Origin of the sequence: Paenarthrobacter sp. CAP02, from assembly GCF_040137855.1 — a bacterium.
Taxonomy (GTDB): Bacteria; Actinomycetota; Actinomycetes; order Actinomycetales; family Micrococcaceae; genus Arthrobacter.
The window spans coordinates 230,298-249,112 of sequence record NZ_JBEEII010000002.1; the positions used below are offsets into that span (position 1 = coordinate 230,298).

The window sequence follows — 18,815 nt, forward strand, 5'->3', positions numbered from 1 at the left end:
TTACGCCTTGGAGTCGTGCTGGCCGGACGTCGCTGCGTGGGCAGCGGCCAACATTTCCGGCGGCAGGAGAAGCGGAATGCCGTCCTCGATCGAGTAGCGGAGCTTTTCGCCGTCCGCCGCGGCGACGGAGGCAACCAACTCGTCGCCCTCCTGGACCAGCGGTGAACCCGTCACGGGACAGCGCAGGATGGACAACAGTTCAGGACTGACCTTTGGCATGAATGATGCTCCCTGGGTGGCGCCGCCCGGCGCCGCTGGCTGGTTAATCTGCAGCTTCCAGACTACCGCTCACGTTCGTGCCGTTTGGAGCACCGCGACGATTTGCGACCCCTGCCTTGCGGCGGCCGATCAGGACGGTTCGCGGAGGATCCGCAGGTGGGCCCGCCGTGTGCCTTCGGTACCGGCCGGCGGTTCCATGTGCGCGTGGTTGTGGCGTACCGGAGCTTCCGGAGCTGCGGAGGCCGCCTCGCGGACGGCGTTGGCGAGTGCGAGCAAATCGTCGGGCCCGGGCTGGGGCGGCGTGGTGGGCATCGCCAGCCGAAGCACTTCCCATCCCCGCGGCACGGTCAGGCTTTCGGCGTGCTGCGAGCACAGGTCATAGGCATGAGGCTCGGCATAAGTGGCCAGGGGACCCAGGACCGCGGTCGAATCCGCGTAGACGTACGTCAAAGTAGCCACCGCGGACTGGCGGCAGGCCGACCTTGAACATTGACGAATAGCACCCACAACATCCCAGATTAGCGCCAAGTGCCACCCAAAGTGCGCATTGGCTGCCCGTGGCCTGCCAACTCCGTCGACCGGCAACAACTGCGGCGCGCTGAGGTCGCGCTGCCGGGCCCCCGGTACTAAAGTCAATATATGCAGTCACAGCCACATATCCCCGGTTTCACCATCCGGTGGACTGACGCGGACGGCGACCAGGGCGGGGAACACGCAGGCATGGGCGGGCGGAGCTTTCGGCGCCGCAGGCGCAACCGCCACGGACGGGGGCTGCGCGGCGAACTGATGCTTGCCAATCTGCCCGGTTTCCGTACCCGCTCAGAGCGCTTTGACGACATGGTGCTGGACTCCGCGGAGCGCCTGCAGGACATGTGGGGCAAGCAGTTGGACGGAGTGCTCTTCGCAGTCGATGAAATTCCACCGGACCTGGAGCAATTGGTCGCTACGGGTGGCACCGCTCCCATGGGCTCCTACACTCCCGGGGGCCGCGGCGAAGCGCCCATGATCACCATTTACCGCAGGGTGGTGGTTCAAGGCGCCAGCACGCGTGAAGAGCTTCAGGATCTGGTCCACGACGTCGTGGTGGAGTACACAGCCGAAATGCTCGGTGTGCCACCGGAAACGCTGGACCCGGTCTACCGTCGCCGCTATCAATAACGACGACTGCAGGCTCGGGAGCGCTGCTTAGTAACCCACCGAAACGGGAACCTTTTCAAATCCCGCCGCTGCGTCCTGGATCGCCACCACAGACACGTCCGAACGTCCCTGCTTTCCCAGGACAAGGGCGCCGTAGACGGGATCACCGGAAGCCGAGACAACGTATCCGGCCACTATGGCGTCGCCGGATTTCGCCGGGAGCTCGATCATGGACGTGGTTCCGCCGCTCATATCCACGTCCACAGCCTTGCCGATTTTTCCGTCGGCCGTCACGGGAGCGTAGCTCACTGTTGCACGGCCGTCGGGCACGCCGAAGCTGAGGAACCGTTGGCCATCGCGAGGAACAGCAACCAAGTGCTGGCTACCCAGGCGGGCTGACGCCGGCGACCATGCGAAGTCAGTCGCGTCCTCCGGCTTGGCACCCCGCGTGATCCTGGTCGACGCCACGAACGAGACGTCGGAGGTTGCCTTGATGGTGTAACTTCCGGCAGGAACGCCGTCAAGGTTCAGCGTGGCCACGGAACCACCCTTCACCGTCACTACTCCCCCGTTGGGTACCTTGCGTTCACCATTCGCTCCGTTAAGGCTGACCTGCACCACGGCGTCCGTGGATCCCGGAACAGCTATTTGGAGGGCAGGTACGGCATCGGCAAACCCCGACTTCCCGGCCAGCGCTTTGGTAGCGGCAGGATCCTGGACGTCGACGCCGGACATGACCTGCAGGTTGGACGGTCCAGCTCCTGGCGCGAGGTACTCAACTCCTCCCGGGGCGAGCCCGCGCAGCACGCTCTGCTGGATGGTCCCAGCCACAGGACCTCCGGTGCTGCGTACATGGACGGCCAGCTGCGCTTCATTCGGGGCAAGGCCGGCGAGGTTGACCGAGCGGGTCGTTCCGGGGGCTACCAGGAGCCCCCGCGCTCCGGGCGCCTGAATTTGTCCCTGGTGGCCATAGAGCTCCAGGTTCACGGTGGCGGGAGTTTCGGAGGCATTGCTCAGGTTCAGGACGGCGGTGCGGCCGACAGCGGTGTTCGCACCCAGCAGCCAGGCATCATTTCCTGGCTGCTGGCATTGGGCAGACGCCAGGCCACGCAGGTCCCCGTCCGTGGCCGAATAGCTGAGGTTCGCAGCCAAGGATGCTTGTTCGTTCCCCAGCGCATCTGCGCCCACCACTGATTCTCCTGTGACGGGGCTGATGGACGCCACGCCCGCGGACAATACCGGCGGACCGGATGTGGGCGTGGGGCTGCTGGTGGGCGCCTTGGCGATCTCCGCCACTGTGCCGCCGCCCAGCGAGGTTATCTTGCTTCCGGGAACGGTACCTGCCGGGTTGCTCAGCACCACGGCATTGAGCGCGCTGGTGGCTGTGGTGGATACCGGGCTGAAGTCGGCATCCGTGCCGACTACCGTACCGTTGACCAACCGGGCCGGTTCAGGACAGACACCCAGGGCACGTCCCGCCGGGACATCCGCCTGTCGGAAAGCCAGGGTGGTGCCACCGGACGGCTCGGGCATCATCGACGCGGCAGCAACCGCGCCGCCGCCAGCGGCCAGGATGACCACGGCGGAGAGCGCACCCGTGACGACGCCCTTCCTGGAGCTTCGGGCGCCCTTGCCGGTGCTTCGGGAACTGCCGGCGTCGCCGTCCTTATCGGCGCGGGACTTCCTGGGCACCGGGACATCAGTGGCTTCGTCAGGCACTTTCTTCCGGTCGTCAGACACTGCTGTACTCCTTACGGAGGGAAACTTCGTCCCTCGACATGCCGGTTCGGGTGCGGCGCGCAGGCATTGGAACGGCCAGCAGGAGCGTCAAACCGATCACCACTGCCTGCAGTATGCCGAACCATACAGCCCACGGATTCGTATAACGCACTTCGAGGTTTCCGCCCGTGGCAGGAAGTTCAAAAGCCTGCGCCCAGCCGGACGTCGTGGAGGTCAACTGGCGGCCATCCAGCGATGCGGACCAGCCGGGATCGGCACGTTCAGCGAGCACCACTTTGCGGCCCTCGTCCCCTGGCGCCACGTCGGCGTCTACGGAGACTTCTTCGGAGGGCAAGGAACTGACTACTGCCCCTTTGGCGTCGATAATCCTTACGCGGTGTGTCGTGTCCGCAGCAGTAGCCGCCGGTTGGTTCCGCGGCGTTACGCGCCACAACCATCCGGCGTCGGTCTGCCCCACGGCAACAAGGCCGGGAACGGCGTCGATCCTGCTGGCAGTCAGCTGGGCGGCATTGTCGGCCGCCTTGAGGACAACGAAACCCGCGCCAAGCTGTTCCAGGTCCGGCCGCGGATCCACACCGGTGCTCGCCACAATCGTGGCAACTGCCCTGCGGAGGGACGTTGTTGCGGCGTCGTCAGCCGCGATCTCCTCACGTCCCGGAGCACCGATGATTGTCCGTGCGGAAGCAATGGTGGACAGGCTGTCCAGGGTGGTTCCGGATCCACGCATCAGGGATGACGTGAAGGCACCCTCCTCACCACTGGTGATAACCAGCGTCCGCGTCCGTTCCGGACCAATCCCGCGGTCGACGGCGGTGGCCGGCAGCGTGCCGGTGTCCACTGGCCGGACCAGGCGAGCGGAGCCAAGGGCCGACGTCGGATGTGTAGCCGTGGTTGGGACCGCCCCGCCTGCTATGGGTGCAGGCTGCAGGACGTTCTGGGAAACCCAGGCACCCAGGCCCGCCAACGGGCCGGCGACGAGGAGCGTCATGACCACGGCTGAGGAAATCCGGCGCAGCGGAAGCTTCGCCCGCTGTGAATCAGGAGTCCGGCGGCGCACTGTAAAGAGTTTGTCGGCACCGATGATCCCGGCACCGAGCAGCAACATCCCAGCAGCGGAGACAGCCGGGCCGGTGAAAGGGCCCACCATCACGTTGCCGTTGACGCCAGTAGCGACGTGACCGACCAGCCAGCTGGCCGCCAAGGTAGCCAAGGCCGCCAGCCAGAAGACCCTGGCCATTGCGCTGCGTTTACCGGGAAGGAACAGTGCGGTCACTGCCAGGACCAGGATGGGCGCGCTGATGAGCAAAGCCATGATCAGCGCCCATGGCACAGAACCCGGACCGAAGAAGGCCAAACCGTTCAGGCCGCCGTCGATACTGAACGCCAGCGGTTGCCCCAGGAACTGCTGCCACAGCGGTGCCGCTTCAAAAGTGAGGGGCAGACCCGGGTCAGCGAGCAACGAACGTGGCCTGTCCAGTACGGAAATTCCGTAGGGCAGGAACAAGGCAATTGTGGGCAGGAGCGACCACCACAGCGTCTTGCCCCGCTGTCCAAGAACCACAGCGGAGAGGATCACTGCGACGGCGATCGGGCCAAGCAGCGACGGCGCAGCCGAGGTGACCACTGCCATCGCAAGGCCAGCCGCAGCGCCAGCCGTCCAGGACGGCGTTCCGTTGATACCGGGCTTACCCAGGATCGGAGCAGGCTTCCGAGTGAGTGCGGAATTACCAGAGGCCGGTCCTTGACCGATAGCGGATCCGGAGGCCCGTAAGAGCGCCAGGAGCAGCAGCGGCATCATCACGTGCGCCACCAAGGCACCAAGTCGTCCCTGGTTGATGGCGATCTGGAGCGCAGGCGCGGCGGACCAGGCAAGAGCGGCAACGGTGCGGAAACGCCGTTTCGTGGTCAGTGCGCCTGCAGCGAACCAAGCCCCCAGCCCTGAGAGCGGCATGGCCAGGATGAGCAGCCAAACCATGGCGGAATTTCCATCCCCACCGCCGAACAGCGACAACAGCCACAGCACGTATCCAAACGGATCACCATGGCCGGGCAGCCCTGCCCCCAAGGAGATCCACCACGTGGACGCGTTGGCCCAGATGTCTCCGGGGAGCGCGGAAAGGGGCAGGAGTCCCCCACCGGCCACCGCGCCGGAGCGCAGCAATCCCAGAAGGCCTACCAGGGCCGCGGCAAGGGCCAGGACCGCAGCAGCGACGGCACCCGTGCCCACCCAGCCGCGTTCATTGGTTGCCAGTGCCGCGAAGTCATCGGCGGCATCTCCACTGGGCTCCGGAGCCAGGAGGTCGGAGACGGCGGAGGACTCATCGCCGGGACGTATGGCCTCCAGCAGGGAGCGCCGGTTGGCCCTCACTTCGCGCGCGGAGGTTTGCAGGCCACGGATCACGGAGCGGTGTACACGCCGTGTCCTGGCCGCTACCCGGCGGCCCCTGGCGATTGCGCCGGGACGGAACAAGGCAGCCACCGTGGAGGTGAATTGGGAGAACCCGTAACCCGGCTCCTTGACCAGGATGCTGAGCAGCAACCGGACCACCGCACCGAACAAGGCACCGATTGCCTGAAGGGGCACGTTCCACCACGGGGTGTGCTTGAGCCGTAAGTGAATCTGCGCTTTCCTGGCCGCGGAGGAGGTACCCAAACCGTGCGGCCTGTGCTCCACATGGAACATGCGGGCGCTGGGGACCACCACCACACGGTTTCCCGCGAGCCAGTTGCGCCAGCAGAAGTCGACGTCGTCGCCGCTGCCTGGAAGGGCGGGGTCGAAGCCCTGCAGCTGCTCCCAGATGTCACGGCGGATCAGCATGCCCGCAGAGTTCACGGCGAACGTGTCAGTCCGCGCGTCGTATTGTCCTTGGTCCACTTCATCGGCGTCGATCAACGTCAGGCGTTCGGCCCATCGGCTGGTCGATAGACCCACATCAACAAGGTGCCGTTCGTTATCCCACCCGAGCTGCTTGCAGCCGGCTACCGTGACGGACGGGGCACGTTCGACGGCGTGGAGCAGTTCCGCCAGCGCGTCGGGCGCAGGCGCAGCGTCGTCGTGAAGGAGCCAGATCCATTGGACGGATCCCTGCGTGCCGCCTTCGGCTGCGTCCCGGGCGGGGGCAAGTTCGTTCAAGCCCGCCTGGACGGCCGCGCCGAAGCCGGACTTCGGTTGCGTGAAGGTGGTGACGTTGCCGGTTCCGAACGCTTCGCGAAGCAACGCCTGCGAGTTATCCGTGGAACCTGTATCAATGCCAATGGCGGCATCTGCCGAACGCGTCTGGTTCGACAATGCCGCCAAGGTCCTGGGGAGATAGTTTCCACCGTCGTGGGCAACCACGACGGCGGTAACATGCACTTCCTTGAGAATTAGACCGCTCGCTTCCTTAGCCGACGACGTTCCCGCTCAGAGAGGCCGCCCCAAATACCGAACCGTTCGTCATTTGCCAGGGCGTACTCAAGGCACTGCGAGCGGACATTGCACGCCCCGCAGACCTTCTTGGCATCCCTCGTCGATCCGCCCTTCTCGGGGAAGAACGCTTCAGGGTCGGTTTGCGCACAGAGCGCATCTGTCTGCCAGCCGAGCTCACCTTCGTCATCGAAGTCACCCTGGCTGGGGAGGCCGATCCACACGGGTTGCCCCGGGGTCTCCAGCGGACGACGCAACTCCATGGGAGGGTCGTCAACGTCATCGTCCGGCCCAGCAGACAGGTCCCCGATCAGTGCTTCATGTGCGGCCAGGAGGGCAGTTGCCTGGTCCTCCAGGGATTGCTGCACATTCTGGTTGTAGCGGTCTGCCGCTTCCGGATCCGCGGGATCGACGTACCAGTCTCCCGGTACTTCCCGTGAACGGTATTTCACCGACGCATGTTCTGCGACGACTGCATCTTCCTGGATACGCAACGCTTGCCCCATGGCGTCCCTCCTGAGTTTGCAGCTGCTGCTTGGATGTATTTCCGATTCCCGGTGGCGTTCCGGTCCTCTGTGCAGCGGCGTTGATTACTAATTACACGCGTGTAACTACCGACAGTCAAGCCGCGCCGGGATAATAATCAAGAATCTGTAGAAACGTGGGATGCGCCACGCCCAAGATTTTCTCCGCGCCGCGGCGTTTCGCGGCGAAAAACTGGGAGTGTCGGATCGATTTACGTGAACGTTCATTGAATTCCTGCGGAAATTTGACCACCGAAGGAGGGCCATCCTTCAGCCCGGCCGCGTGTGGTGTGCTTCAATTCACAACGCCCCGCGTCCACATAATTGCAGCGTGGCAAGATGGGCCTATGACTATCCCGGCAGCGAACCTGATGACCGCCCTGAGGTCCGGCCACGCAACCTCACCCCGACTCACTTGGTACGGACCGGACTCCGAGCGCGTGGAACTTTCGGGCCGCGTTTTGGATAACTGGGTGGCCAAGACCAGCAACCTCCTGCAGGACGAGCTGGACGCCGAACCGGGTATGGCCGTCCGGCTGGACCTCCCAGCCCACTGGAAGTCGTTCGTGTGGGCCTTGGCGGCCTGGCAGCTCGGACTGGAAGTCGTGTTTGACGATTCGTCAGCTGACCTTCTTGTTACGGACAAGCCCGACGACGGCGCCGGGGCCGGCTTCGACGCGGTCGTGGCCGTGCCGCTTGCGGCACTCGCCATGCGGTGGCCCGGCGAGTTGCCCGCCGGCGTCGTGGACTACGCCGCGGAAGTCCGCTCCCACGGTGACGTCTTCATGGCACATAACGAACCCGACGGTGATTTGCCTGCGGTCCGCAGCACAACGGCACACGCGCATGCCGAACTGATCGACGGATTTGCTGCCACCCAGGAGCCGGGGGTCCGCCTGCTGGTACGCGCCGCCGAGGGTCTGGAAGAAGGCTTGTCCGCGTCGTTGGGTGCATGGAAGCAGGACGGATCAGTGGTCCTGGTTCACCCGGCAGTGGACGTCACCGAACACCTGCTGGAAAACGAACGCGTCACACAACGCTGAGACGCGCGGGGTAGCGGTCAGGCTTTTTTGATGGGCAGTTCGCCGGTCGCAGGGTTTGCGGTCTCGCCGTTCCTCGGCTTGGGGTGTCCTTCGATGATCTCGTGGTCGTGCGAGAACTCCGGCTCGGCATCCAGTTCCTCGTTGAAGACCCAGAAGCGGTAGGCGAAGAAGCGGAAGATGGTGCCAAGGATGAGGCCCACGACGCTGCCGGCGATGAACAGCGACGGCTTGTCGTTCAGGTCCAGGATGTACTTGGCGAACCACACGCATCCTGAAGCGATCAAGAGCCCAACGATGTTCATGACGGCGAACAATACGGCTTCGCGGACAACATTGGCCTGCTTGCGGTGGCGGAAAGTCCAGAAGCGGTTGGCTACCCAGGAGAACACACTTGCAACAATGGTCGCGAGAGCCTTGGCCCACACCTCGCTGCCGTGCATAGGGCCCGAAAAGAGCCAGATGAAGACGGCCGAGTCAATGACGAAGGCAACACCGCCGACGGCGCCGAACTTGGCTACCTCGCGCCAGAAAAGCGAGGCAAGTCCGCGGATGCGATCTGCAAGTGTGGTGATCATGACCCTCCATGGCCGTTGAAGATGGGCCGATGGGCCAAACTTATTTTAGCGCCGATTTGGCGGCGGTGCCCGGGAACAGCCTGTGAGAACACCCATAGAAGACAGTACGCGCCACCAAAAAGCAGGCAATAGAGCGCCAGAATCAGTGATCGCGCCGCCTGTTCGGTAGGCTGAACATTGTGACTTTTCCAGTAATTGGCGTTGTTGGCGGCGGCCAACTCGCACGAATGATGGCTCCGCCCGCTACCGCACTGGGCTTCGAACTCCGCGTTTTGGCTGAAGCCGAGGACGTTTCCGCCGTTGCCGCGGTGGCCTCGGCCCCGGTCGGCGACTACAAGGACCTGGACACTCTCCTCGAGTTCTCCCGGGGCGTGGACGTGCTGACCTTTGACCACGAACACGTTCCTACCGGGCACCTCCAGGCGCTGCTGGATGCCGGCGTGAATGTCCAGCCCGGGCCGGATGCCCTGGTGAACGCCCAGGACAAGCTGGTCATGCGGGCCGCCATCGATCGGCTTGGACTGCCCAACCCCGAGTGGTCCGCCGTGCACACGGTTGACGAATTGGTAGCCTTCGGCGACCGCATCGGTTGGCCCGTGGTGCTGAAAACGCCGAGGGGCGGATACGACGGCAAGGGCGTCAGGATCATCGACTCCGCGGACGAAGCGCAGGAGACCGGCGACTGGTTCCAGGCCATGAGCCCGCTGCTGGCCGAAGCCAAGGTGGAGTTCAGCCGCGAACTCTCAGCCCTGGTGGCCCGCACCCCCAGCGGCGAGTCCCGGGCGTGGCCCGTGGTGCACACCATCCAGGTGGATGGCGTCTGCGATGAAGTGATCGCACCGGCCCAGAACATTTCCCTTGAGGTGGCTGCCGCCGCAGAGGAAGCTGCCCTCCGCATAGCCAACGAGCTCGGCGTCACCGGCGTCATGGCAGCCGAATTGTTTGAAACGCCCGGCGTCGGGGCAGGCTTCCTGATCAACGAACTGGCCATGCGCCCCCACAACACCGGGCACTGGACGCAAGATGGATCCATCACCAGCCAGTTCGAACAGCACCTCCGGGCTGTCCTGGATCTTCCCCTCGGCGCCACGGATGCCTTGGCCCCCGTCACGGTCATGAAGAACTTCCTGGGCGGCGACAACCAGGATCTCTTCAACGCCTTCCCCATGGCCCTCGCCTACGAGCCTGCCGCCAAGGTCCACTCGTATGGCAAGTCCGTCCGGCCCGGCCGGAAGATCGGGCATGTGAACCTGGTCGGCACGTCGACCTCCGACGTCGACTCCGTCCGCGAGCGTGCCACGGCCGTGGCAAACATCATCCGTGACGGCCGCAAGCCCGAACAGACCACTCTTGAGGAGACCGTATGACCTCCGGTACAACTGCCCCGCTGGTAGGGCTCGTCATGGGCTCCGACTCGGACTGGCCCGTCATGGAGGCGGCCGCGGACGCCCTTGCGGAATTCGGCATTCCCTTCGAGGCAGACGTCGTCTCAGCGCACCGTATGCCGACCGAGATGATCCGGTACGGGCAGACGGCCCACGAACGCGGCCTCCGGGTCATCATTGCCGGCGCTGGTGGCGCTGCACACCTTCCCGGCATGCTGGCATCGGTGACGCCGCTGCCTGTGATCGGCGTGCCCGTCCCCCTGAAAACCCTCGACGGCATGGACTCCCTGCTGTCCATCGTGCAGATGCCTGCGGGCGTTCCCGTAGCCACGGTATCGATCGCTGGAGCCCGCAACGCCGGACTCCTTGCGGTGCGCATGCTGGCATCGGGCACGGACGAGCTCGCCTCGAAGCTCCGCGCGGACCTGCTGGCCTTCGCCCAGGAGCTGAACGACGTTGCCACCAAGAAGGGCGAAAACCTGCGCCACAAAGTGGAAGAGGTTTTCTCGCCTGCCAACGCTTCCGCACGGAGCATCCGCTAGGAAGGCAGCGGATGACTACCATGCACAAGACACCGAATCAGCCGGGGAACGCACTGACTGATCCTGTCCGCTACCCCGCCGGAGCCAGCGCTCCGGTGCGGACCAAACGCGCCTTCGTGCTGGTACTCCTGACTCTCTTCATCCCCGGCAGCGCGCAGATCGTTGCCGGCGACCGCAAGCTGGGCCGCATGGCGTTGCGCGTCACCCTGACTGTGTGGGCCGTGGCGCTGCTGACCCTTGTCATCGCCCTGGTAAACCGGACCCTGCTGCTCAGCATCGCCACGCACCCTGTTGGTTCCCTGCTGGTCATTGTGGTGTTGGTGGCCTTGGCGCTGGGTTGGGCCTATCTGTTCCTCAACACGTTGAGGATCATCAGGCCCAACCTCCTGGCGCCGGGGATGCGGCCCATCATCGCCGTCGTGCTGGTCGTATCCACGGTGGTGGCCAGTGGCTCCCTGGGTTACATCGCGTACGTCCTGAACGTGAGCCGCAATGCGATCGGCAGCATCTTCGACGCCGGTCCCGCCATCGATCCCGTGGACGGGCGCTACAACTTCCTGATGATGGGCGGGGACGCCGGCGATGACCGGACGGGCCGTCGCCCGGACAGCCTCTCGGTCATCAGTGTCGACGCGAAGACGGGCGAAAGCGCCATCATCTCGGTCCCCCGAAACCTCCAGAATGCGCAGTTCAGCGAGGGCTCGCCCATGCGCAAGATCTACCCCGACGGCTACAACTGCGGCGATGAATGCCTCATCAACGCCGTCAACACCGAGGTCACCAACAACTACCAGAACCTGTACCCGGGCGTATCCGACCCAGGTGCACAAGCCACCCTTGAGGCCGTTTCCGGAACCTTGGGGATCACGGTGCAGGCCTACGTCCTGGTGGACATGGACGGCTTCGCAAAACTCATCGACGCCATGGGCGGAATCCGCATCAAGGCCGGGGGCTGGGTACCTATCAGCGGCCCTGTCACTGACGAGGCCCACGGTATCCACGGCATGCCCGACGGCTGGATCCCGGCCGGTGACCAGCACCTGGACGGCTTCCATGCCCTGTGGTACGGACGGTCCCGCGAATTCGTGGACGACTACGCCCGGATCGCACGCCAACAGTGCGTGCAGCAAGCCATGCTCAAGCAACTGGATCCTGCAACCCTGCTGACCAAGTTCGAGGACATCGCCAACGCCGGCACCAAAGTGGTGGACTCGAACATTTCTTCAAACCAGCTCGGCAGCTTTGTCGATCTTGCCCTGAAGTCCAAGAACCAGCCTGTCAAACGGCTGACCATCGGACCTCCGGACTTCGATGCGTCGTTCTCCACCGTTCCCGACTTTGACCTGATCCACTCCAAGGTCCAGGAACTCCTGAAGTCCTCCAACAGCCCCAAAGCGGATGACGCCGTCGTCTCCCCCACCGGCACGCCTGCCGGTGCCGCCGCCGCGGGCCCGGTACCGGCGCGCCTCCCGGCAAGCCAACTGCCGTCGCCGTCGGCGGATTTCACCCCGGTGACCACCACTCCGGACGGCACGCCCATCACCATTGAGTTGTTGAACGGCCTCAAGGCCCAGGGCGATGAGCAAGGTATCCGCGACCTCGTGGCCACCAACGGGCAATGCGCACCGCTCTAAGCCCGGCTGTCGTTCAACCCACCACGTCCAGCGCAACGATAAGGACCTTCTTCCGTGTACCAGATTGAGAATGTTTTGCGGCCCTACGTCTGGGGGTCTACGACGGCGATCGCAGACTTGTTGGGTCGGCCGGCCTCGGGAGGGCCGGAAGCGGAACTGTGGATTGGGGCGCACCCGGATTCTCCCTCGACGGCGATACACCCCAACGGTGTGACCGAGCCGCTGGATGCTTTGATTGCCTCCAATCCCCGGCATTTCCTCGGGAGTGAAAGCCTCGAAGCGTTCGGGCCGCGGCTTCCGTTCCTGACCAAAATCCTGGCCGCCGAGCAACCGCTGTCCCTCCAGGTGCACCCCAGCCTTGAGCAAGCACGTGAGGGCTTTGCGCGTGAGAACGCGGCCGGGCTGCCTGCCGATTCCGCTGAACGGAACTACCGGGACGACAACCACAAGCCGGAGCTGATCTTTGCGTTGACTCCGTTCCGGGCGTTGTGCGGATTCAGGTCCGCTGCCTCCGCACGACAGGTTTTCGAGCACCTTGCGGCGTGCATGGACTCCGCGGCCATGGATGTCCCGGACATCATCACCGGTGTCATCGCCGACCTGGGGCAGTCCGAGGAACCGGCGGCACTGAAGGCAGCCTTTACCCGCTTGATTGAGGGTGGCCGGAAGGTCTCGGAGGCCGTTGTCGAGGTCGAAGCTGTCCTCCGCTCCGGAGCGCCCAAGGAACCCCATGAGGACGTGCTGGGTGCGCTCCTGGACATCAACGAAGCCTTCCCCGGGGATCCTGGAGTGCTCATTTCGCTCCTCCTGAACCTCGTTTCGCTGGAGCCCGGCGAAGTGGTCTACCTGCCCGCCGGCAACGTCCACGCCTACCTCCATGGCCTGGGCGTGGAAGTGATGGCGTCCTCGGACAATGTGTTGCGTGGCGGACTGACACCCAAGCACGTCGATGTCCCGGAACTGCTGAAGACCGTCCGCTTCGAGGCCTTGGGGGTTCCCCGTGTCGAGGCGAGCGGCACCGAATTCGGGCAGGAACTCTATCGCCCGCCCTTCACGGAGTTCCAGTTGCAGCGCATTGAACTTGCTCCCGGATCAGAACCGGTGCCGCTGGCGCAGACCGGGCCCGCCGTCGTCGTGGTGGTCTCTGGTGAGGTACTGCTGGATTCCCCCAAGAGCGATCTGCAGCTCCAGCGCGGTGGCGCGGCCTTCATTCCGGACATTGAGGCGCCCGTGAACGTCCACCCGATCCAGGGTGCCACGGAAACCAGTGTTGCCTTCGCCGTTACCACAGGGCTGGGGAACTGATCCATGGAGTTTTTCCTGCAAACCCCAGCGTGGGCCGACGTCCAGCGTGCCTTGGGCCGTCGCGTCCATGAACAGTCCGGCCCGGGCTGGAGCTTCCTCGCCATCGAGGAGAAGAACCCCGCGGGCAAAGTCATCTACTCCCCGTACGGTCCGGTCGCTGAGTCGGTGGAAGCTTTCGATGCCGCAACGGAAGCCCTGGTGGCCCTGGCCAAGAGGGAACGTGCGGTCTTCGTGCGGATGGAGCCCGCTGCCGCCGGTTTCACAGCGTCCGACGCCGGTCCCCTCCTCCGCGCACGCGGCTTGCGGCCCGCTCCGGTCAACCAGCAGCCCGAGCTGAGTTGGATTGTGGACCTCGAGGGTGACTTCAAGGATGTCCTGGCCGGGATGAAGCCGACCAACCGGAACCTGTACCGGAACATCCACAAGAAGGGCGTCACCTTCCGGGCCTCCCAGGATCCCGCCGACATTTCGGTGCTATTGCACTTCCTCCACCTGACCGCAGCCCGCAACGGCTTCAAGCCCCAAAGCGATGAGTACCTCACCCAGGTGGCAGCTTCTTTGCTCCCCGCCGGCGCCGGAACGCTGTTCATTGCGGAGTTGGAGGGAGAGCCGATCGCTGCTGCTTTCGCGTACGATTCGTCGGACACCCGCGTGTACGCCCACGCTGCCTTGGACGACACCCACCGCAAACTCAGCGCAGGGATCCCGCTTCTGGTCACTTTGATGGCCGACGCCAAGGAAAAGGGCCTCAAGCACGTGGACCTGTGGGGCGTGGCACCGGAGGACCAGCCGGACCACAAATGGGCCGGCTTCACGTCCTTCAAGAAATCCTTCGGAGGCCGCGAAGTCTCCTACCCCGGAACCTGGGACCTCCCGGTGAACAAACTCCGCTACAGCGCCTACCAACTGGCCAGGAAGCTCCGCGACAAACTCCGCTGAACCCGTTCCCACAAAAACGCGCGCCAGCCGTAATCTGCGCCTGACACAAAGAAGGACGGCGAGTATCGCGACAGCGGCATCAAATCGACGAGGAACGAGGAGATAGCCGCCGAGCGATGCTCGCCGTCCTTCTGTTAGGTGAGGGGATTACGCCTTACGTGCGTACGTCTCCCACTTGGATGCGTGGTGCTCGGCGTCGACGAAGCGCACGGTCCCGGACTTGGAGCGCATCACGATGGACTGCGTGAGGACCCGGTCCTTCTGGTAGCGCACACCGTGGAGGAGGTCGCCGTCGGTGATGCCGGTCGCTGCGAAGTAGCAGTTGTCCGAGGTGACGAGGTCATTGGTGGACAGGACGCGGTCGAGGTCGTGCCCGGCGTCGATGGCCTTCTGCTTCTCGTCGTCCGACGTCGGCCACAGGCGGCCCTGGATGACGCCGCCGAGTGACTTGATGGCACAGGCGGCAACGATGCCTTCCGGAGTTCCGCCGATACCCATGAGGGCATCTACGCCGGTCCCGGAACGGGCTGCGGCGATGGCACCGGCGACATCGCCGTCCATGATGAACTTGGTGCGCGCGCCCGCTTCGCGGATTTCCTCCACGAGCGGACGGTGCCGGTCACGGTCCAGGATCATGACGTTGAGCTGGTTGACCTTCACGCCCTTGGCCTTGGCGATCAGGTGCAGGTTCTGCTTGACGGGCAGGCGGAGGTCAACCATGTCTGCAGCTTCAGGGCCGGTGACGAGCTTCTCCATGTAGAACACGGCGGAGGGGTCGAACATGGATCCGCGCTCGGCAACTGCCAGCACTGCCAGGGCGTTGTTGATGCCCAGGGCGGTGAGGCGGGTTCCGTCGATGGGGTCCACGGCGACGTCGCACTCGGGGCCGGTGCCGTCACCAACCTGTTCGCCGTTGAACAGCATGGGGGCTTCATCTTTTTCGCCTTCACCAATCACCACGACGCCATTGAAGTGGACGGTGTGAAGGAACGAACGCATCGCATCGACGGCCGCGCCGTCTGCCTTGTTCTTGTCGCCGAAACCTACCCAGTGGCCACCGGCAATTGCCGCGGCTTCGGTGACACGGACGAGTTCAAGCGCAAGGTTGCGGTCGGGTTCGTCGATGCCGACGGCGAGCGACGGCGAAATCGTGGAATACTGCTGGGTCATTGGTGCAGGAGACACTTGAACCTCTTCTTCGAGTGACGATTCACGGGACCGGACATGGTTGCACGGGGCAACCCGGGGTTCCTCTACCAACGATCATAGTCGCCGCATCCACTTGGGGTCGTTGGATGACCACCGACCGCAATAACGGTGGTGAGGCGCCCGGATGTGTGTTCCCTGCTCCGATAAGGGATCATTGAGTGGTGAGTGAAACGCAGGACAAGCCCGCAGCGGACAACCCTTCCGATGCTGCAGAGGCCAACCAAACCCAGGACCAGACCGCCCCGGATGCACCGTACAAACCCGTCATCGCGGCGAAAGCTGCCAAGCGGGCCAACGCTTCGGTCATCGGTATGGTCATTGCGCTGCTGGTCTGCGTCCTGGCATTCCTTCCGATCGTCTTGATGAACCCGGCACCGAAAGGCGAAGGCTTCAGGCCGCCTGTGGACGTGGCATCCATTGCGAGGAACGCCACGGATGTGGCGGGATTCACACCGGTTACCCCGGATACCGGCGACACATTCACTCCCAACTACGCCAGGTGGGAGTCCGGGACGGGCAGCGGAGTACCCACTTGGGAAGTGGGCTACCTGACTCCCAAGGAGGCTTTCATCGGCCTCACCCAGACCAAACAGGCCAACCCCACCTGGATTTTGCAGCAGACGGGCAACCTGCCGGTCACCGGTACACGCAACGCAGGCGGCCAGGACTGGGAACTGCGGGACTCCGGGAAGGACAAGCGCAGTATGGTGCTGGAATACCGCGGCACCACGCTGATCCTGAGCGGCACAGCCAGCCTTGACGAGTTCGCAACGCTGGCAGCCGCCGTCGTTAAGTCCGCCGACCAGGCCCCGGCTCCCACCGCGTCAGCCAAGCCGTAGGATCAACGCCCAACTGCGCAATAGTTTCACAGGGCGCCGCACCTGCATCGTAAGGTAATAAGGTGCCTACTAAACTGACTCCAGCCCTGGCTTGGCAACGCCTTCGCGAGGGCAATGAACGCTTTGTATCGGGCGAATCGCGCCATCCCAACCAGGATGCCTCGCGTCGCTCCTCACTCCTTGAGGGCCAGAATCCTTTTGCTGTCATTTTTGGCTGCGCGGATTCCCGGCTTGCGGCCGAAATCATTTTCGACCTCGGCCTTGGCGATGCCTTCGTGGTCCGCACGGCCGGGCAGGTGATTGACGATGCCGTCCTGGGTTCCCTCGAGTACAGCATCAGCGAACTCAAGGTTCCCCTGATCGCCATCCTGGGCCACGACAGCTGCGGAGCTGTCACGGCCACCAAGAGCGCGGTGGAAACAGGCGAGATGCCGCCGGGCTTCATCCGGGACCTCGTGGAGCGCATCACCCCCTCGGTGCTCACGGCCAAGCGCAACGGCCAGGAAGACGTCAACGACATGGTGGTGGAACACGTCAAGCAGACTGCCGAGCGACTGGCGGACAGCTCGCGTGTGATTTCGGACGCCATTGAGGATGGTCGTGTTGCCGTCATCGGCCTTTCGTACAAGCTCGACGAGGGCCAGGCGGCCCTTGTTTCCGCCATCGGCGAGCTGTAGTTGGACGTGCCCCGGCCATGCGGCCGGGGCACGTAGCACTGTCCCCCGGGTTTTCAGTGAGGCGGCCAATCGCCATAAGCTAGCCCCATGACTTCCACCACTGAGTTCCGTATTGAACATGACACGATGGGCGAAGTTCGCGTCCCCGTGAACGCCCTGTACCGCGCCCAGACGCAGCGTGCTGTGGAGAACTTCCCGATCTCCGGCAAGACGCTTGAGCGCACCCACATCGAAGCCCTCGCCCGCGTCAAGAAGGCGGCCGCACTGGCAAACGCCGAACTGGGGGTGCTCGATGGTGAGCTCGCCGAGGCCATCGCCGCAGCTGCCGATGAGGTTGCATCCGGCAAGTACGACGGCGACTTCCCGATCGACGTCTTCCAGACCGGTTCGGGTACCTCCTCCAACATGAACACCAACGAGGTCATCGCCGAGCTCGCTTCGCGTGCGCTGGCAGCAGCCGGGAGTGACAAAGTTGTCCACCCGAACGACCACGTGAACGCTTCGCAGTCCTCCAACGACGTCTTCCCGACCTCGGTCCACGTTGCCGCCACCTCGGCCCTGATCAATGACCTGATCCCGGCGCTGGAGTACCTGGCAGCATCCCTGGACCGCAAGGCTGTTGAGTTCAAGGACGTCGTCAAGTCCGGCCGCACCCACCTCATGGATGCAACGCCGGTCATGCTGGGCCAGGAATTCGGTGGCTACGCCGCGCAGGTCCGCTACGGCATTGAGCGCATCAACGCCGCACTCCCCCGGGTTGCCGAGGTTCCCCTGGGCGGCACCGCCGTGGGCACCGGGATCAACACCCCGGCCGGCTTCCCGGAGCGCGTCATCGAACTCCTGGCGGCAGACACCGGCCTTCCGCTGACCGAGGCACGCGACCACTTCGAAGCCCAGGCAAACCGCGACGGCCTGATCGAGGGCTCCAGCCAGCTGCGCAACATCGCGATCTCCTTCATGAAGATCAACAACGACCTCCGCTGGATGGGCTCTGGCCCCAACACGGGTCTCGGCGAAATCGCCATCCCGGACCTCCAGCCGGGCTCGTCCATCATGCCGGGCAAGGTCAACCCGGTCATCTGCGAAGCTTCCATCATGGTGTGCGCCCAGGTCATCGGCAACGACACCGCCATCGCCTGGTCCGGCACCAACGGTGCCTTCGAGCTGAACGTCGGTATCCCCGTTATGGCCGCCAACCTGCTCGAGTCCATCCGCCTGCTGGCCAACACCAGCCGCGTCATGGCTGACAAGATGATCGACGGCATTACCGCCAATGTGGAGCGCGCCCGCTTCCTCGCTGAGGCTTCCCCGTCCATCGTGACGCCGCTGAACAAGTACATCGGCTACGAGAACGCCGCCAAGATCGCCAAGATCGCCGTCAAGGAAGGCCTGACCATCCGCCAGGCAACCGAGAAGCTCGGCTTCGTTGGCGAGGGTGAAGGCAAGGTCTCCGAGGCTGACCTCGACAAGGCCCTGGACGTCACCACCATGACGTCCCCCGCCCACAAGGCATAGCCTTCCGGTTCACCACCTGAAGTACGACGACGGCCGGTACCCTTCCGCACGAAGGGTGCCGGCCGTCGTCGTCCCCGGAAGTTTAACCTCGTGTGGGAGATGACACAGGAAAAAGATTTTGCACTC

17 protein-coding genes are annotated in these 18,815 nt (G+C 64.2%); 10 read left to right on the plus strand and 7 right to left on the minus strand.

Features of this window, described 5'->3' with window-relative positions; all coding sequences use genetic code 11:
- Both ABHM97_RS03910 and ABHM97_RS03915 read right to left on the minus strand, forming a co-directional pair.
- A complete protein-coding gene (locus ABHM97_RS03910; RefSeq protein WP_235519360.1) occupies nt 1-219 on the minus strand; it encodes a Trm112 family protein in 219 nt (72 codons plus the stop codon).
- 129 nt (nt 220-348) lie between these two features.
- On the minus strand, nt 349-726 hold the full coding sequence (locus ABHM97_RS03915) for a DUF3499 domain-containing protein (protein ID WP_235519357.1): 378 nt from the start codon (nt 724-726) through the stop codon (nt 349-351).
- 132 nt (nt 727-858) lie between these two features.
- Between ABHM97_RS03915 and ABHM97_RS03920 the strand changes: the two genes are divergently transcribed.
- Entirely contained in the window at nt 859-1,377 is a 519-nt protein-coding gene (locus ABHM97_RS03920; RefSeq protein ID WP_349469672.1) for a metallopeptidase family protein, read from the plus strand.
- 27 nt (nt 1,378-1,404) lie between these two features.
- On the opposite strand, the gene ABHM97_RS03925 is transcribed toward ABHM97_RS03920, so the two are convergent.
- Genes ABHM97_RS03925 through ABHM97_RS03935 form a run of 3 tightly spaced genes read right to left on the minus strand, consistent with a single transcriptional unit; the run spans nt 1,405 to nt 7,008 of the window.
- The gene (locus ABHM97_RS03925; protein WP_349469673.1) at nt 1,405-3,096 is read right to left on the minus strand and encodes a DUF5719 family protein; all 1,692 of its coding nucleotides are present in this window, start codon (nt 3,094-3,096) and stop codon (nt 1,405-1,407) included.
- Nucleotides 3,089-6,451, minus strand: a complete 3,363-nt coding sequence (locus ABHM97_RS03930; RefSeq protein ID WP_349469674.1) for a glycosyltransferase — start codon at nt 6,449-6,451, stop codon at nt 3,089-3,091. Before ABHM97_RS03930 ends, ABHM97_RS03925 begins: the two co-directional genes overlap by 8 nt.
- 11 nt (nt 6,452-6,462) lie before the next feature.
- Nucleotides 6,463-7,008 (minus strand): WhiB family transcriptional regulator, encoded by a 546-nt coding sequence (locus tag ABHM97_RS03935; RefSeq protein WP_349469675.1) that lies wholly within the window; start codon nt 7,006-7,008, stop codon nt 6,463-6,465.
- A 365-nt stretch (nt 7,009-7,373) separates the two neighbouring features.
- Here ABHM97_RS03935 and ABHM97_RS03940 point away from each other — a divergent pair, with 365 nt between their 5' ends.
- Nucleotides 7,374-8,069 (plus strand): TIGR03089 family protein, encoded by a 696-nt coding sequence (locus tag ABHM97_RS03940; RefSeq protein ID WP_349469676.1) that lies wholly within the window; start codon nt 7,374-7,376, stop codon nt 8,067-8,069.
- 17 nt (nt 8,070-8,086) lie between these two features.
- On the opposite strand, the gene ABHM97_RS03945 is transcribed toward ABHM97_RS03940, so the two are convergent.
- On the minus strand, nt 8,087-8,644 hold the full coding sequence (locus tag ABHM97_RS03945; RefSeq protein ID WP_349469678.1) for a GtrA family protein: 558 nt from the start codon (nt 8,642-8,644) through the stop codon (nt 8,087-8,089).
- Nucleotides 8,645-8,823: 179 nt separating this feature from the next.
- Here ABHM97_RS03945 and ABHM97_RS03950 point away from each other — a divergent pair, with 179 nt between their 5' ends.
- From ABHM97_RS03950 to ABHM97_RS03970, 5 genes are read left to right on the plus strand one after another with little or no spacing between them, the layout of a single operon-like run.
- A complete protein-coding gene (locus ABHM97_RS03950; protein WP_257368664.1) occupies nt 8,824-10,011 on the plus strand; it encodes a 5-(carboxyamino)imidazole ribonucleotide synthase in 1,188 nt (395 codons plus the stop codon).
- Nucleotides 10,008-10,571: a 5-(carboxyamino)imidazole ribonucleotide mutase gene (purE, locus tag ABHM97_RS03955; RefSeq protein ID WP_235519347.1), complete on the plus strand. Its 564-nt coding sequence runs from the start codon at nt 10,008-10,010 to the stop codon at nt 10,569-10,571. The genes ABHM97_RS03950 and purE overlap by 4 nt, the downstream gene beginning before the upstream one ends.
- 11 nt (nt 10,572-10,582) lie before the next feature.
- On the plus strand, nt 10,583-12,205 hold the full coding sequence (locus ABHM97_RS03960; protein WP_349469679.1) for an LCP family protein: 1,623 nt from the start codon (nt 10,583-10,585) through the stop codon (nt 12,203-12,205).
- Nucleotides 12,206-12,259: 54 nt separating this feature from the next.
- On the plus strand, nt 12,260-13,510 hold the full coding sequence (gene manA / locus ABHM97_RS03965; protein ID WP_349469680.1) for a mannose-6-phosphate isomerase, class I: 1,251 nt from the start codon (nt 12,260-12,262) through the stop codon (nt 13,508-13,510).
- Nucleotides 13,511-13,513: 3 nt separating this feature from the next.
- Nucleotides 13,514-14,449 (plus strand): lipid II:glycine glycyltransferase FemX, encoded by a 936-nt coding sequence (locus tag ABHM97_RS03970; protein ID WP_349469682.1) that lies wholly within the window; start codon nt 13,514-13,516, stop codon nt 14,447-14,449.
- Between the two features lie 147 nt (nt 14,450-14,596).
- On the opposite strand, the gene glpX is transcribed toward ABHM97_RS03970, so the two are convergent.
- Entirely contained in the window at nt 14,597-15,619 is a 1,023-nt protein-coding gene (gene glpX / locus ABHM97_RS03975; protein WP_235519334.1) for a class II fructose-bisphosphatase, read from the minus strand.
- A 200-nt stretch (nt 15,620-15,819) separates the two neighbouring features.
- Between glpX and ABHM97_RS03980 the strand changes: the two genes are divergently transcribed.
- From ABHM97_RS03980 to ABHM97_RS03990, 3 genes are all read left to right on the plus strand, one after another.
- Entirely contained in the window at nt 15,820-16,497 is a 678-nt protein-coding gene (locus tag ABHM97_RS03980) for a DUF4245 domain-containing protein (protein WP_349469683.1), read from the plus strand.
- 62 nt (nt 16,498-16,559) lie between these two features.
- Complete coding sequence (locus ABHM97_RS03985) at nt 16,560-17,174, plus strand: carbonic anhydrase (RefSeq protein ID WP_235519330.1); 615 nt, start codon at nt 16,560-16,562, stop codon at nt 17,172-17,174.
- Between the two features lie 87 nt (nt 17,175-17,261).
- Nucleotides 17,262-18,689, plus strand: a complete 1,428-nt coding sequence (locus ABHM97_RS03990; protein ID WP_211713145.1) for a class II fumarate hydratase — start codon at nt 17,262-17,264, stop codon at nt 18,687-18,689.
- Nucleotides 18,690-18,815 lie beyond the last annotated feature (126 nt).

Bases quoted from the DNA above. Each gene is read 5' to 3' on its own strand.
- ABHM97_RS03970 (WP_349469682.1), top strand. From the start codon at position 13,514: ATGGAGTTTTTCCTGCAAACCCCAGCGTGGGCCGACGTCCAGCGTGCC.
- ABHM97_RS03945 (WP_349469678.1), bottom strand. From the start codon at position 8,644: ATGATCACCACACTTGCAGATCGCATCCGCGGACTTGCCTCGCTTTTC.
- ABHM97_RS03960 (WP_349469679.1), top strand. From the start codon at position 10,583: ATGACTACCATGCACAAGACACCGAATCAGCCGGGGAACGCACTGACT.
- ABHM97_RS03940 (WP_349469676.1), top strand. From the start codon at position 7,374: ATGACTATCCCGGCAGCGAACCTGATGACCGCCCTGAGGTCCGGCCAC.
- ABHM97_RS03935 (WP_349469675.1), bottom strand. From the start codon at position 7,008: ATGGGGCAAGCGTTGCGTATCCAGGAAGATGCAGTCGTCGCAGAACAT.
- ABHM97_RS03910 (WP_235519360.1), bottom strand. From the start codon at position 219: ATGCCAAAGGTCAGTCCTGAACTGTTGTCCATCCTGCGCTGTCCCGTG.
- ABHM97_RS03920 (WP_349469672.1), top strand. From the start codon at position 859: ATGCAGTCACAGCCACATATCCCCGGTTTCACCATCCGGTGGACTGAC.
- ABHM97_RS03990 (WP_211713145.1), top strand. From the start codon at position 17,262: ATGACTTCCACCACTGAGTTCCGTATTGAACATGACACGATGGGCGAA.
- glpX (WP_235519334.1), bottom strand. From the start codon at position 15,619: ATGACCCAGCAGTATTCCACGATTTCGCCGTCGCTCGCCGTCGGCATC.
- purE (WP_235519347.1), top strand. From the start codon at position 10,008: ATGACCTCCGGTACAACTGCCCCGCTGGTAGGGCTCGTCATGGGCTCC.